General features: G+C 57.2%; 11 protein-coding genes. 6 read left to right on the top strand and 5 right to left on the bottom strand.

Annotated elements, in window-relative coordinates:
- Nucleotides 1–11 precede the first annotated feature (11 nt).
- Together ACR0CW_RS12755 and ACR0CW_RS12750 are read left to right on the top strand one after the other, a co-directional pair.
- Nucleotides 12–788, top strand: a complete 777-nt coding sequence (locus tag ACR0CW_RS12755; RefSeq protein WP_480788088.1) for a cyclase family protein — start codon at nt 12–14, stop codon at nt 786–788.
- 143 nt (nt 789–931) lie between these two features.
- Nucleotides 932–1,453 (top strand): thioesterase family protein, encoded by a 522-nt coding sequence (locus ACR0CW_RS12750; protein WP_480788087.1) that lies wholly within the window; start codon nt 932–934, stop codon nt 1,451–1,453.
- A 6-nt stretch (nt 1,454–1,459) separates the two neighbouring features.
- On the opposite strand, the gene ACR0CW_RS12745 is transcribed toward ACR0CW_RS12750, so the two are convergent.
- From ACR0CW_RS12745 to ACR0CW_RS12730, 4 genes are all read right to left on the bottom strand, one after another.
- Nucleotides 1,460–3,244, bottom strand: coding sequence for a gamma-glutamyltransferase family protein (locus ACR0CW_RS12745; protein WP_480788086.1), 1,785 nt, complete (start codon nt 3,242–3,244; stop codon nt 1,460–1,462).
- 74 nt (nt 3,245–3,318) lie between these two features.
- Nucleotides 3,319–7,407: a translocation/assembly module TamB domain-containing protein gene (locus ACR0CW_RS12740; RefSeq protein WP_480788085.1), complete on the bottom strand. Its 4,089-nt coding sequence runs from the start codon at nt 7,405–7,407 to the stop codon at nt 3,319–3,321.
- Entirely contained in the window at nt 7,407–9,212 is a 1,806-nt protein-coding gene (locus tag ACR0CW_RS12735) for an autotransporter assembly complex protein TamA (RefSeq protein ID WP_480788084.1), read from the bottom strand. The genes ACR0CW_RS12740 and ACR0CW_RS12735 overlap by 1 nt, the downstream gene beginning before the upstream one ends.
- A 148-nt stretch (nt 9,213–9,360) precedes the next feature.
- Nucleotides 9,361–10,584 (bottom strand): urate hydroxylase PuuD, encoded by a 1,224-nt coding sequence (locus tag ACR0CW_RS12730; protein ID WP_480742219.1) that lies wholly within the window; start codon nt 10,582–10,584, stop codon nt 9,361–9,363.
- Between the two features lie 95 nt (nt 10,585–10,679).
- Between ACR0CW_RS12730 and ACR0CW_RS12725 the strand changes: the two genes are divergently transcribed.
- A complete protein-coding gene (locus ACR0CW_RS12725) occupies nt 10,680–11,594 on the top strand; it encodes a LysR family transcriptional regulator (protein WP_480788083.1) in 915 nt (304 codons plus the stop codon).
- A gap of 4 nt (nt 11,595–11,598) precedes the next feature.
- On the opposite strand, the gene uraH is transcribed toward ACR0CW_RS12725, so the two are convergent.
- The gene (gene uraH, locus ACR0CW_RS12720; protein ID WP_480788082.1) at nt 11,599–11,955 is read right to left on the bottom strand and encodes a hydroxyisourate hydrolase; all 357 of its coding nucleotides are present in this window, start codon (nt 11,953–11,955) and stop codon (nt 11,599–11,601) included.
- Nucleotides 11,956–12,164: 209 nt separating this feature from the next.
- Between uraH and puuE the strand changes: the two genes are divergently transcribed.
- The 3 genes from puuE to ACR0CW_RS12705 all read left to right on the top strand — a co-directional run bounded on the left by puuE (nt 12,165) and on the right by ACR0CW_RS12705 (nt 15,557).
- On the top strand, nt 12,165–13,583 hold the full coding sequence (gene puuE, locus ACR0CW_RS12715; protein WP_480788081.1) for an allantoinase PuuE: 1,419 nt from the start codon (nt 12,165–12,167) through the stop codon (nt 13,581–13,583).
- Nucleotides 13,580–14,065: an ureidoglycolate lyase gene (locus ACR0CW_RS12710; RefSeq protein WP_480788080.1), complete on the top strand. Its 486-nt coding sequence runs from the start codon at nt 13,580–13,582 to the stop codon at nt 14,063–14,065. Before puuE ends, ACR0CW_RS12710 begins: the two co-directional genes overlap by 4 nt.
- A 64-nt stretch (nt 14,066–14,129) precedes the next feature.
- Nucleotides 14,130–15,557 (top strand): nucleobase:cation symporter-2 family protein, encoded by a 1,428-nt coding sequence (locus ACR0CW_RS12705; RefSeq protein WP_480788079.1) that lies wholly within the window; start codon nt 14,130–14,132, stop codon nt 15,555–15,557.
- Nucleotides 15,558–15,588: the final 31 nt, after the last annotated feature.

Below are 15,588 nucleotides of genomic sequence, written 5' to 3'. Positions count from 1 at the left end.
GGGAGGAATTCATGCCGCGCCGTTTTGTCGATCTGTCCGTACCTTTGGAAACCGGTATCGTATCGGACCCGCCGATCATGTTGCCGGATATTGAGTACATGAGCCATGACCAGACTGCAGAGCAGGTCATGTCATTCTTTCCAGGATTGAAAAAAGAAGACCTGCCCGGTGGGGAAGGTTGGGCCATTGAGCGGCTTCAGATCGCGACACATAACGGAACCCATCTGGATGCGCCGTATCACCATCATTCGACCATGAACAAAGGCGAGCGTGCGATCACAATCGACGAAGTCCCATTAGAATGGTGCATGAACCCCGGCGTAAAACTGGATTTCCGCCATTTCGATGATGGCTACGTCGCCACCGCAGCCGATATCGAAGCCGAACTGAAACGCATCGGTCACGAGTTGCAGCCGCTTGATATCGTTGTGGTCAATACTGCTGCTGGGACGCGCTATGGCGAGGCTGACTATCTGATGAAAGGCTGCGGGATCGGGCGCGGGGCGACGCTTTATCTAACAGAACGTGGGGTACGTGTAACCGGTACCGATGCCTGGAGCTGGGATGCCCCATTTCCTTTGACCGCGCAGGAATATGCAGAAACGCATGACCCCTCGATCATCTGGGAGGGACACCGCGCCTCGATGGATATCGGGTATTGCCACATTGAAAAGCTGACCAATCTGGAAGACCTGCCACCAACAGGGTTCGAGATTTCCTGTTTCCCTTTCAAGATCAAAGGTGCTTCTGCCGGGTTTGTACGGGCCGTGGCTATTTTTGAGGAATAGGTCTCTTTTCATGTGATTAGGTGTCTGATGCGTCCAATCTGGTCAGCGTACCGAATAACGCTGCGGCCCGGGTAGCGATACAGGTTTTCGCGGCGGGCGCTCTGCTGCATCATGAGTGCATGAACACACGGAGGAAGACGTACGTGTCATCAGCTGAAACGACAGGAGCGGGATACGACGGGCCCTATCCCGCGCCGATCGAAGTTCACGGTTTTACCGCAAAACCAGAGTGGATCGACTACAATGGCCATATGAACGTCGGCTACTACGGGGTCGCCTTTGACAACGCGCTCGAGCTATTCATGGTTGACCATCTGGGTCTCGGTGAAGTGCAGGTGGCTCAGTCCGGGCAGGGCCCATACATCATCCAGTCGCATCTGCATTTTGTGCGAGAGGTCTTGGAAGGTGAGGCGTTTTATATCCGAGTTCGCCTGCTGGATGCCGATCACAAGCGCGGGCACTACTTCGCTGAGATGTTGACTGAGTCCGATCACAGCCTGTGTGCAACGCAGGAAGCGTTGTTTATGAATGTCTGCCACGAAACGGGGCGCTCCATACCCTATCCCGGCTGGGCCGCCGCTCGACTTGCGCAAATGGTGCAGGATCACAGCGGACTGGAGCCGGTATCTCAGATCGGCCAACCAATCGGAATTCGCCGGAAGTAGGTGGGTTTAGCGCCCAATCGCATAGGCCTGCATCAGGCGCGGAGTCGCTGCGGCATGCAGCAGGCCGTCAGGCTGTCGGCGCGCCGCCGTCAATCTGCCCACAGTCCAGGGCTCTGCCTGTTCGATTTTGTGGCCGCGGGCCTGAAGGTTAGCGATGGCTTCGGGCCCAAATCCCGGCTCGATCATCAAATGCCCGGGCCTTGTTTCGCGAGGATAGAACGAACTTTGGAAGTGAGCTGTATGGAACAGCGGTGCATCAATAGCTTCCTGAAGATTCATGCCATGATGAACCAGTCTTAGCAGATAGATGAGCTGCCACTGATCCTGTTGGTCGCCACCGGGTGTGCCAAAGGCAAGTTCGCTGCCATCAGGTGCACGTGCCATGCTGGGCGACAGGGTCGTGCGCGGGCGTCGGCCTGGAGCTAGTGAGGTTGGCAATCCCTCCTCAAGCCAGAACATCTGAGCGCGCGTGTTGAGCGGCATTCCAAGCCCGGGAACAACCGGAGAAGACTGCAGCCACCCGCCCGAAGGTGTGGCGGACACCATGTTGCCCCAGCGGTCGATTACGTCCAGATGTACCGTGTCGCCGCGCTTTTCAGTCAGATGCGCCATGGTAGGCTCACCCGCGCCGATCTGATCTGCTGGCTGATAGGCTTCGGCCGCATGGGTAAGCGTCGCATCGACCCAATGCTCATATCCGGGAAGACGACCCGGTCTTTGATCGGTTGATGCAGAAGCACTGATCAAAGCGCGGCGCGCATCTGCATATTCTGCTGACAGAAGTGTATCGATGGGAATGTCTATCTGTGTCGGGTCCCCGTAGTAAGCCTCACGGTCGGCGAAGCTCAACTTCATTGCTTCAGCCACGAGATGGACAAACTCGACATCATCTGCGGCGTTCAAATCGAACCCAGCCAGCAGATTGAGCGATTGCAACAGCGTGGGTCCTTGGGTCCAGGTGCCACCCTTCCAGACAGTCCAGTCGTGATAGGTGGTTGAAACTGGGGGCTCATAACCGGCCTGCCATTCGGCCATGTCCTGCCCAGTCAGAACGCCCTTGTGCCGTTGGCCCGACGCATCCATAACGCAGGCTTCGCGTAGAAAATGGTCGATGGTCTCGGCAATGAACCCGCGATAGAAAACCTGTCGCGCCTTTTCGATTTGTGCGGTTCTATCGCCAACCGTTTCCGCTTCGTTCAGCAGCCGCTGCCAGGTTGCAGCAAGCTGCGCATTTCGCATCAACGCCCCAGCGTGCGGAGCCGATCCGCCCGGTACCCACGTATCATAGGAAGTTGGCCATTCATCGCGAAAAAACTCAGCCAAACCGGCAATCGTATTGGCAACACGGGGCAGGGCCGGATGTCCAAACTCGGCATAGTGGATGGCTGGTTCCAGTATGTCGCGCAGAGGCAGTGAACCATGATCACGCAGCGTGATCATCCACGCATCAAAGGCGCCGGGAATAACGGTGGCCAAAAGCCCCGTGCCAGGTATGCGCTGTAAACCCTGATCCCGGTAATGCGCGATCGTGGCCCCGGCAGGCGCGGTACCCTGACCGCAGACCATGGTTGGTGTTTCCGAGCCTGCAGGTTTGATCAGCATTGGCATATCGCCAAGCGGGCCGTTCAGATGTGGCTCGACCACATGCAGGACAAACCCCATGGCAGCGGCGGCATCAAAGGCGTTGCCGCCTTGTTCAAGGATCTTCATGCCGACGGCAGATGCAATCCAGTGCGTGCTTGTCGCGACACCGAATGTACCGGCGATTTCGGGGCGTGTGGTAAAGGTCATAATGGCTCGGCTGCTGTTTCAAGCCGATCCTGCATGCCCCTGACAGAGGGTCAAGTCACCGCTTCGAGAGGCATTTAATAGTCGCGTTCAAAAAAGATACCAATGCCGGTTTCTCCACGTCCGTCTACCGTGCCACGTACCGTGAAACTGTCTGTGACATCGAGGTTCAGGTTCACCTCAGTGTCGCCCTCAGTATTCACAGTGAAATCGGTGTAGAGATTGTCACTGAGATATGCGCCGGCGCCCAGACGGCCAGCGCCGCCTTCGGTTGCGCCAATATCGATCGTATCGACACCGGTTGCGTCCCTCAGACCTTTGGTCGCGTCCCCGCCTGCGCCGCTCAGCTGCGCCAGAGAAGCTGCCATCTGGGCGATGACGAATGGGGAGAGCTCTGAGAAACGATTACCGAACAACAGCATCGCCAGCGCTTCTTCTGCCGGGCGTTCCGGGTCTGAGAAGACATCAACTTCGGGTGAATCCAGCGGACCGGCGATTTCGATTGTGGCAGTGCCATCAGACGTACTGGTCGAAGATTCGAACTCGATATAGGGCGTCAGGTCGCCTTGCAGCGTGACGATGCCTTTGGTCAGGGCCAGTCGGCGCCCGAGAATGTCGATGTTACCCCGGATCAGTTCGATCTGCCCTGATGGAACGACAGCGGCCGTTGTCCCTCCGATCTGGATGCGGCCGCCGAGTTCAGCGTTTACACCGCGACCGCGTACAAAGACTGCTTTGGGTGCCGATAGGCCAATGTCCAGAGAGATGCGCGAGTTACTTTTTTTGGCGCCTTCCACTTCGACCAGTCCGGCCCGTTCCCGGGTGACATAGCTGGCGTTGCTTTCGTTCAGGTGTTCGATCTCGGGGATCGGTGCCGCGCCGACGGCACCGGTAGCCGCGGCAAGATTGATATTGGTTTCGCCAAAGTTGATCTGCCCGGCGAGCGAGCTGTTCCCCGCCAGTGCCCCCGTCAACGCAATTTGGCCGTTCAGGATCGTTTCGTACAGCAACTGATCTGTCAGCACGAGATTATTGAGCGCTGTCGTGATCTGCGCATTGAAAGGTGGTTTGAGATCTACTGGGCCACTGACAGTAAAGGTCCCTCCGGCACGGACCCCACCCTGCAGAGAGACCGTGGCCCGGCTTTGCGCCAGATCGACCGATCCTCCGATGCCGGTAAAGGTCAGGCCGACATCCGGGATTGCCATCGAGGTGCCCGAAGTGGTGACCGACCCGCTCAGCGCATCCAGCGACGGTTTACCTTTCAACGCCAGATTAAACTGAGCGGTTCCGTCGATCTTGTTGGGGGTGATAAAGATATTTGCGATACCGATATTCACGCTGCCCTGAGCGGTCAGGTCGGCCTCGGTTGTTGCCTCGTCAAAGGTGCCGGCCACTTTTCCATTGATGCCTGCCGGGCCTTCTGCGCTCGCATCGATCGTCCATTCACCGTTGTCGCTCTTGGCGCTGCCTTTGGCTGCAAGGCTGCCCGGGAATTCTGGTGCAAAACGTTCGATACGATTGAATTTCGCATCGAAGTCCAGATCGGCTGCGCCGTTGGTGTCGACAGTTCCCACGAGATTGGCGTAGGAGCTGTCAGGCCCCTGAAGCCGTGCAGTGCCCTCAATCCCGGTGTCTGTCGGGGCCACGTTGCCATCCAATTTCAGCGGTCCAGACAAAGTGGCCGACAGACGGCTGAGATCATCCAATGCAGCAGAGAAATTCAGTCCGCCAGCGTCCCGGTCCAGTTGACCTGACGCGTTGGCGGACAAGGCCGTTCCGCTGAGGCGGAAGTTTCGGATATTCAGCCCCTGATCGTCATTCAATGCGTCTACCGTGAGTGTGGTGCGCCCCTGGATAAGAGAATCGACTGTATCGATGCCGGTTTTGATGTCGTTGGCATCCACACTGCCCTGAATATCGAAGGTCTTGCTGCCCTTTGCACCTTTGCCTTTTGCATTCGCTTTGACCGATCCAGCCAGATCACGACCGGCAAGACCAGAGAATAAAGACAGATCAGGTGCGTTGACCTGCGCCTGCCCATCGACGGACAGGTTGCCAGTAAGGTCATCGATTGTAGCCGCAACACGCGCGGTCAGCGCTTTGCCATTGACGGTGGCATTTCGGATTACCACCTGATCGCCGGATTTGGCGCCGTCAAATTTGATGGTTGTACGTCCGGTCAGCAGCGGGTCAAACTCTGTCATGCCGGTTTGGATGTCATCACCGGTTACGCTGGCCGTGCCGTCAAACTCGAGTGTCTGAACCGTTCCCTTGCCGTCGAGCTGCGCTTGCAATGCACCTGACAGATCTCGCTGCGCGAGGCCTGAGAAGATCGACAAATCGGTGGCGTTTACACTGGCTTGCCCGTCAATGGTCAGGTTCCCATCCGGGGTGGTGACATCGCCATTCGCCTGTGCATTGAGGGTTTCACCAGTGATGGTGAACTCCCGAATGGTCACACCGTCAGATCCGCGTTTGCCATCCAGTACGATGTCGGTTTCTCCGGCAATTACCGGATCAATGTCATCGCGACCGGTGGAAAGGTCGCGCCCGCTGACAACCAGTTTACCGTCAAAACTGCCTTCCAGCGGCGATCCGTTGCCTTCAACCCGAGCCGAAGCGGATCCGCCAAAGTCGAGTTTGGCGAGTTCGGAAAAGCGCGACAGATCGGTCGCCTGTAACGAAGCTGAGCCATCGATCTGCAGACCGGTTGCGAGCCCACTGATCAGCGCATCGGCCCCAAGTTCATAGTCGCTGCCGACCAGTTCAAAGCCCGACAGCCTAAGCGACTGATCGCTTCCATAGTCGAACTGACCATCTAGAGTGATGCGGTCACCAATGGCGGTATTGAGCGCGGGATCGGCCATATCAATCCCGTCGAGCGCCGCCTGCAGGTCACCATCGACGCTCAGGCCGCTGGTCTGGTCCAGGGTCCCCTGACCGGTAATACGCGCGTGGTTCAGACTGATCTGACGCGCGTTGACGTCGTCTGCCGTAACGCTCAAGTCCCAGAGATTACCGTTCTTTGCGTCGAACAGTGCCGAAATCTGGGCTGCACCAATCGAAGTGTCACCACCGCTGACCGGCAAAACTACCTTGTCTCCATCAGGCGGCGTGATGCGGCCCTGCAATGCAGCCAATTGCAATTTGCCACCTGCTGCAAGACTGAGTTGGCTTTCCAGTTTCAGCGCCTGCGAGGTGATTTCGATATCCGAAATATCCAGCGCGCCATCGGAATGGGTTTGCCCATCGACGAACAAGCGTGTGTCTGTGCCAAAGAACGTATCCATGTTCTCAGCCAGAAACGGGGTCAGGTCGCCATTCAGATCGGCAGTGAAGGCGATGCCATCGGTGGATGTCTCATTTGTCTGGTCTGCACTGCGCAATCGAACCTGACCGGAGACCCGATCAACATTGTCGCTGCTCAATCCGATGTCGGCAGTAAAATCGGTGACCGGACCTGATCCCTTGGCCGTCAACCCGATTGGCGGACTGTCGGGAATACCCAGCGCAGTCGAGATCAGGCCGCCAGACGCTTCGGCCACAGTCAGATCCAGATCGATCTGCCGCGTTTCATTCTGGAACCCGGCGGCTAGATTGATTGAATCTCCGGATCGATCCAACCGGTTGATGGCTAGATTTGTATCAAGCGCGCCATCCGCGAGCGATAGATTGCCGTTCACCGCAAGGTCAGCGGCCACGCCGATCAACGGTTCGCCCAGCGAGACTTCGTCAATACGTATCTCGCCAATTTCGATGGATACGGGGAGCTCGGGAAGCTGAAAGGGCTGGGTCTCTGCCGAGGTGGGTTCTGCCTCTTTTGTTGTCGTACCGGGTGCCCGGGCGACATCAATTTCTTCTGCGGTCAAAGCGTTTACCGAAAACCGGCCGCGTATAAGTGCCAGCCGGTTCCAGTCCAGTACCGCGTTTTTAACCGTTAGCCAGACGCCTTCGTCATCCGCGACCGTAATCTCTTCGATAGTTGCACGAGAACTCAGCGCGCCCTGCAGCCCGATAACCTTGATGTTCCGGTCTTCCCCGGACAGCGTGTCCTGCAGGAAATTTTCGAGCATGCTGCCGCCGCCATCCTCCTGCGCCTGCACTGCAACAGGCGCTGCGACCATCATGGTTGTAAAGACCAGAGGATATGAAACGCGTCGCATCAAAAGGCTTGTCCGATCCCAAGATAGAATTGCAACCCATCGCCGGTATCGCCCTGAACGGGGTAGGCCAGATCAAACCGAAGCGGCCCGAAGCCGCCCAGATCATACCTGACGCCGATCCCCGCACCTGAATGGAATTCTGCGTCTGCGGTTACGAAGGACGAAGTATCGACCATACCGTAGTCGTAAAACCCAACCAGCGACAACTTTTCTGATACTTTGCCGCGCACTTCACCCGAGAAGCCAAGGAAAGACTTACCGCCCGCAACCCCTGTGCCAACAGGAATGCCCAGACTCTCATAGGGTTGACCGCGAACCGTTCCGGCCCCGCCCGAGAAGAACAGAAAGTCAGGTGTCACCCCATCTGCCGGAGGTCCGATTACAGACCCAAGCTGTATGCGACCGGCCAGTACCAGCCGACCAGAAGTGCGAAGATCCGTGTAGGCGCGACCGTCAAAGAATAGCCGCAGACCTGATTTGGTTCCTGAAACGCCAACGAATGGCATGGCCTGGCTATCCAGATAAAAGCCGCGCGTAGCACTTACCTTGCTGTCGCGTTCATCCCATTCAGAACGGAACGGAACGATGAAGTATCGAAACTTGCGGCCATCACCATATGCGTCATCTGCGTTCGATACCGAGAAGCCAACGGCTGCTTCGGCATAAAGCCTGTCAGAGAATGTGCGACGTGCACCATAGGCCAACGAGGCAACGCTCACATTGTAATTCTCTGTGTTTCTGCGCTCCAGCAACGCGCTCCAGAAAGTGTTGTCATCCGGCCCCAGACGATCGGGTTGATCAAGACGCAGGCCGATGCGACCATCAATATCTTCGGCCCCGCCTATGTTTCGGATGGCAGCTTCAAAGCGTAGCCGCTCGGCCCGTTTAAAAACGTTACGGTGGGTCCAGGTTGCTGTGATGTCGAGACCATCCCGGGATGCAAGCTCGACACCGAACGTCAGTCGACGTTTGGGCAGATCTTCGAATGTTGCATCAAAATCCAGCGTACCATCGGGATTGGGTGTATCGCGCTCCTGAATCGAAACGACACTGAATGTTCCGGTGCGGCGCAACCGGGTGCCGACCTTTTGAATCTGTTGCGGTGAATAGACCTCGCCCGTCGGAAAACCGGCGATCTTTTCAATTGAACGGGTGCGGACATCCGTGTCGCCATGGATGAACATCTTGCCGAATGTCAGCCGACGTCCGGGATCAAGATCAATCTGAGCATCCAGACGTGCCTGAGCGTGACGTGCGATGACCTTTTGATCGGCCACATCGGCCTTCGCGTGACCTGCATCCCGCCAGCCCTGAACTCCGGCCGAAGCGGCCTGTTGAATCGCACCGGTGGTTGCTCGTTTTCCGGTGGCAAAATCAGCAGGCAGTTCGGTTTCGGGGGCCAGTGGTTGCACCACCGCGGTTCCGAAGTTGTATGGAGGCCCGGGATCAACAGTGATCGTGGCGCGGTTGATTTGCGCAGGCACGGTCAGAGAGCTGATGGTCGCGGCCTCTTGCCCATCCAGTTTGATGCTGACAACCGGGGCGAAATACCCCTCGTCATACATGATCTGAACGATCGTGCGGTAATCGGACAGGGCGGCAGACAAAATCTCCAGAGGCGTATCGAGCCCACGCGCTTCGGCAGTTGTGACCGAGGAGGTTTCCTTAAGACGCTCAACCAGTTCCTTGGGGGCGCCGGGGGCCGTCAGTGTGGTTTCAAGTGCGAACAGAGCGGTTGGCGCCAAAGCCGTCAGAGTGCCCAAAAGCCAGCACCCCAGAATGCCTCGCGGCCTGCTTCTCTGCATCAGATGGCTCCAACTGCCCCTAGTCGAAATCACTCGCGCCGCATTGTATCGTGCTGCAGCTCGTTAAATTCATGTTAGAGCATTTGAACCCGTTCAGGGAAAGAGGTTTAGTGCGCTGGCCGGTATTTTGACCTGAACTGTGGTCGCTTTACAGGCCCGCGTTTCTGAACCAGCGAATGATGGCTTCGCGATCTTCGGGTTCCATATAGGTCACGTTGGCAGGGGGCATAGCATGTGTAACGCCCGCCTGCAGATAGATTTGCTGCGCATTCCGCGCGATGTCACCTTCGGTTTCCAGCAGAACACCTTTGGGAGCCCATAGAATGCCTTCCCAAACCGGTTCGCGGGCGTGGCACATGGAACAGCGACCCAGCACGATATCGTGCGCCTCTTCAAACCCGTCCGCGGCCGCGAATTTCTGTTCATAAGGCGTCAACGGCTGTGCTTCGGCCTCTTCCAGCGGTTTGTACATGGGGGCAGTGGACAGCCACATGATCGCGATGAACAGCAGTGCGGTGACCAACCACGTCCATGTCGGGTCACCTGCACGTGCGTGCCGGGTGTTGAAGTAGTGCCGGATTGTGACGCCCATCAGGAACACCAGCGCCGCAATGATCCAGTTGTATTCGGTCGCGAAGGCCAGCGGGTAATGGTTCGACAGCATCAGGAACACGACCGGCAATGTCAGGTAGTTGTTGTGCGTCGACCGAAGCTTGGCGATCTTGCCGTATTTCGGGTCGGGCGTGCGGCCGTTTTTCAGGTCGTCCACCACAATCCGCTGGTTCGGCATGATAATGAAGAACACGTTTGCAGTCATGATCGTGGCGGTGAAGGCACCAAGGTGCAGCATCATCGCGCGGCCGGTGAAGATCTGGTTGTATCCCCAACCCATCGCCACCAGCAGAACGAACAGCAGCACCATCAACAGGGTCGGACGCTCTCCCAGACCGGATTTGCAGAGGAAATCATAGACCAGCCAACCCACAGTCAACGACGCAGCCGAGATCAGGATGCCCTGCCATAGGGCCAGATCGGCTTTCTGCGCGTCAATCAGATAAAGCTCTCCGCCCACCCAATAGATGATCATCAGCAATCCGGCCCCGCTGAGCCAGGTTGCATAGCTTTCCCATTTGAACCAGGTCAGGTGGTCCGGCATCCGTTCGGGTGCCACAAGGTATTTCTGGATGTGATAGAACCCACCACCGTGTACCTGCCATTCCTCCCCATCAGCGGGTCCGGGAATATCCCGGTTCAGGCCAAGATCCAGCGCGATGAAATAAAAGGACGATCCGATCCACGCGATGGCGGTAATCACGTGCAGCCAGCGCACAGCGAATGCCATCCAGTCCCAGAACACGGCGAAGTCGTACATGCAGATGTCTCCGATTGCTTGCGGCCACACTAGGCAAGCGGGCTTTTCTTCGGTATTCCCGTATATTGTCAAACTGTATCAAAAAAAACGAGAAGATGTCCTACCTCGATAACATCCGAACCTTTGTCAGGGTCTACGATCTGGGCAGCATGTCTGCAGCCGGTCGCGATTTGCGTATCTCGCCTGCGGTAACTTCGGCGCGGATTTCGCAGTTGGAGGACCATTTGGGTGTGCGTCTGTTCCAGCGAACCACCCGGAACCTGACGCCGACCGAACAGGGGCGGGCCTTCTATCCCGGTGCTGTTGGGGTTCTGGATGCCGTAGACGAGGCCGAAGCGCAGGTCGTGCATCTGACCGAAGCGCCGCGGGGGTCATTGTTTGTCGCTGCACCTCTGGGGGTGGGGCGTCGATTACTTGCGCCGCATGTCCCTGACTTTCTTTCAGAATATCGTGAAATCGATGTCCGGCTGCGACTGACGGACCGATCAGTTGATTTGACGACCGAGGGTCTGGATCTGGCGTTTTTCATCGGACAGCCCGAGGACAGCACGTTGCGTATCCGCAAGATTGCGGACTGTCAGCGCGTGCTGTGCGCGGCACCAGACTATATTGAACGTCGGGGTATGCCGGAAACAGGGGCGGACCTGATCTCGGATGGGCATGAGTGTCTGAACCTGCGTTTCCCCGGGGCTACCGAGTTTCAATGGCTGCTTGAAACGCCCGAAGGGCCAAAGCGGTTCGCGGTGTCGGGTCGTTTTGAATGCGATGATGGTGATGTGCTGACCGATTGGGCGCTGTCGGGGCAGGGCATCGCGATGAAGCCGGTTTTTGAGGTGGCTGATCATCTCAAAGCCGGACGCCTGGTGAAGGTAGCTGCACAAACGCCTCCGGTTCCGGTGCAAATGGCGTGTTTGTACACCCATCGCCGCCATCAGGACCCGAAGGCGCGTCTGTTCATGGACTTTATGATTTCGCACATCGCGAAAGTGGTTAAGAGTGCAGAAACCTGAGCGATCAGCTGCCGCGATAGGTTGAATACCCAAAGGGCGACAACAAAAGAGGCACGTGATAATGAGCCTCTTCGTCTGACATGCCAAAACGGATTGGGACCTGATCCAGGAACAGAGGATCCTCTGCCGCCTGACCTGTCGCACGCAGGTAATCACCGGCGAAAAAGATCAACTCGTAGGTGCCAGGCTTGAATTTCTCCTTTGGCAGGATCGGGCTATCTGTCCGGCCATCGGCGTTGGTTTCCATTTCGACCAGTTTCTTGTGCGAGTTGCCGGATACCCGATAAAGCGCGATCTTCAGGCCTTCTGCCGGGCAGCCGCGGGCCGTGTCCAATACATGGGTTGTCAGATAGCCTGCCACGGTCATCTCCTGTTATCCTGTCGGTATTCCCGTCTGCCGCATGTCGCCAACCTTGGCAAACAGGTTTGGTTTGACACAATCTCAATTGAATTCACAGACTTTGGGAACGCAGAAAGAAATGGAAACAGCGTTCGGATTGATTTGATAATCGTCTGCCGTTTTCTGCGCTATTGATTGAATATTGCAACAAGACGAAGACGGAACACAGCATGCAGCCCCCTCGTTACCCCCGTGATCTGATCGGATACGGAGCCAACCCGCCTGATGCGCAATGGCCTGGTGGTGCAAAGCTCGCTGTACAGATTGTACTGAACTACGAGGAAGGTGGTGAAAACTGCGTTCTGCATGGGGATGCCGCGTCCGAGGCGTTTCTGTCTGAGATCGTGGGCGCGGCGCAATGGCCGGGTCAGCGCCACTGGAACATGGAATCCATCTATGAATACGGCGCGCGTGCAGGGTTCTGGCGATTGCACCGGTTGATGAAGGACTTGCCAATCACTGTCTATGGCGTGGCGACTGCACTGGCGCGCTCACCCGATCAGGTTGCCGCGATGCAAGATGCAGGCTGGGAAATTGCCAGCCATGGGCTGAAATGGGTCGAACACAAGGACATGCCCGAAGACGAAGAGCGTGCACAGATTGTCGAGGCGATCCGTCTGCACACCGAAGTCGTGGGGGAACGCCCGCGTGGCTGGTACACAGGCCGCTGTTCAGAAAACACCGTTCGGCTGGTCGGTGAAGAAGGCGGGTTTGCCTATGTCGCGGATACCTATGCTGATGATCTGCCTTATTGGACGCAGTCAGATGGGCACGATCAGTTGATCGTGCCTTATACGCTGGATTGCAACGATATGCGATTTGCAACGCCGCAGGGGTTCAATTCGGGCGATCAGTTCTATTCCTATCTCAAGGACAGCTTTGATGCGCTGTACGAAGAGGGCGAGGCGGGTGCACCCAAGATGTTGTCGATCGGCCTGCATTGCCGCCTGATCGGTCGTCCCGGGCGTGTCATGGCCCTCAAGCGGTTCCTGGATTATGCGCGCGGCTTTTCTGATGTGTGGTTTGCCACGCGGTTGCAGATTGCCGAACATTGGGCCGAGGCCCATCCGCCACAGCATCATCCAAAACCCTCGCAGATGGAGCGAGAAGAGTTTGTGCAGACCTATGGTGGGATTTTCGAACATTCGGCATGGATTGCCGAGCGCGCCTATGACCTTGAACTTGGCCCTGCACATGACACGGCCGGAGGATTGCACAGCGCCCTGACCCGCATGTTCCGCTCAGCCTCCGAAGCGGAGCGGTTGGGGGTACTGACGGCGCACCCGGATCTGGCGGGTAAGCTGGCACAAGCCAAGCGCCTGACCCAAGAAAGCACGTCTGAGCAGGCCTCTGCCGGTTTGGATGCGCTGACCGATGAGGAACGAACCACGTTCACCGAGCTGAACAGCCAGTATACGGAAAAATTCGGTTTTCCTTTCATCATTGCTGTACGGGATCACGATAAGGCGTCGATCCTGCAGGCTTTCCACCGGCGGATCGACCACGATCGTTCAACCGAATTTGCCGAAGCCTGCCGGCAGGTTGAACGGATCGCCGAATTCCGTCTGCGGGATGTGCTGCCGTCATGAGCCGCCAGATCGTAATTGAGCCGATCTCGGCAGAGGCATTCGCCCCGTTTGGCGATGTTATCGACACATCCGGAACGCCCGATAAGATCATCAATCAGGGGCAATGTGGTCGATATCATGACCGGGCCGCACTTGATTTCTCGGACGGGCGCGCCGGTATCAGTCTATTCGACGCCAGCCCACGGGAACTGCCCTATCAGTTGGAGATGGTTGAACGGCACCCCGATGGAAGTCAGGCGTTCATTCCGATGACGCACCAACCCTTCTTGGTCATCGTTGCGCTGGACGAAGGTGGCAAGCCGGGTCAGCCAAAGGCGTTTTCAACGCTGCCCGGGCAGGCGGTGAACTATCATCGCGGTACATGGCATGGTGTTCTGACGCCATTGCACGGACCCGGTCTGTTTGCTGTGGTCGACAGGATCGGCGCAGGAAGCAATCTCGAAGAATACTGGTTCGACACGCCCTATGAGGTCGTGCCGTAACCCAATGAAGCCGCGGGATAAGCGGCAATAACCCCGTGAAATCTGAACTGGGAGGACAGTACTCATGGCCGAAACTTCAATAGGAACACCCGAACAGCTTCGGGATCCAAACTATACACCGGCACTGCACAAGGCGATCCCGTTGGGTATCCAGCATGTGCTGGCGATGTTCGTCTCGAATGTTACGCCTGCCATTATCGTTGCAGGGGCGGCAGGCTTCGGGTTCGGATCGAATTCGCCCGATTTCCCTGAACTTTTGTATCTGATCCAGATGTCGATGCTGTTTGCCGGTGTGGCAACGTTGTTGCAGACGATCACTCTGGGCCCAGTAGGGGCGGCCCTGCCCATCGTTCAGGGGACAAGCTTTGCCTTCTTGCCGATCATGATCCCGCTTGTGGCGGGTAAAGGCGTCGATGGACTTTCCGCGCTGTTCTGTGGCGTGATCGTCGGTGGAGTGTTTCACGCTTGCCTGGGGGCGGTGATCGGTAAAATCCGGTTCGCATTGCCACCACTTGTCACTGGCCTCGTTGTTACCATGATTGGTCTGGCGCTCGTCAAAGTCGGTATCCAGTATGCAGCAGGTGGAGTGCCAGCCATCGGAACGCCGGAATATGGCTCAATGCTGAACTGGTCTGCGGCGATGGTTGTTGTTGTCGTTACCCTCGCGCTGAAGTTCTTTACCCGGGGGATGCTCTCGGTATCGGCTGTTCTGATCGGTCTTGCGGTTGGTTATGCCTATGCGCTGATGGTGGGGATGGTTACCTTCGAGGCGATCGGCACAAGCTGGAGCCGTGCGTCGGCCTTTGCGCTGCCCGTTCCGTTCAAATACGGCTTCGAGTTCTCGTTTGCAGCGGTGATCGGCTTTTGTCTGATGGCGTTTGTCTCGGCGATTGAAACCGTAGGGGATGTGTCTGGTGTGACCAAAGGTGGAGCCGGACGCGAAGCGACGGATAAAGAGATCGCAGGCGCCACCTACGCTGACGGTTTTGGTTCGGCGCTGGCCGGTGTGTTCGGTGGATTGCCTAACACGTCCTTTAGCCAGAATGTCGGCCTGATTGCGATGACTGGCGTGATGAGCCGCCATGTCGTCACCATCGGTGCCTTGTTCCTGATCCTGTGCGGTCTGGTTCCCAAGGTTGGTGCAATCATCCGCACCGTCCCGATCGAAGTGCTGGGTGGCGGTGTGATCGTCATGTTCGGTATGGTTGTGGCGGCCGGTGTCTCGATGCTGTCCGATGTCGACTGGAACCGGCGCAACATGGTGATCTTTGCCATCTCGCTTTCCATCGGGTTTGGTCTTCAGCTTGAACCGGATGCGGTGCAGCACTTGCCGGACACGCTTGGCATTCTGATGAAAAGCGGCCTGCTGCCTGCAGCGTTGATTGCCATCGTCCTCAACCTGATCCTGCCCGAGGAACTGGCCGAAGAAGCAACCGAAGAAGTGTCGGGCGGTATGGCTGGCCATGGGTCAGGAAGCCTGCCTGGCGAATAGTGTCGAGATGAGAAAGCAGATCGCAGCGCGA

The organism is Ruegeria sp. CH6 (genome assembly GCF_056537005.1).
The sequence above is the reverse complement of the archived record's forward strand: the minus strand, read 5'-3'. Positions and strand labels throughout refer to the sequence as shown.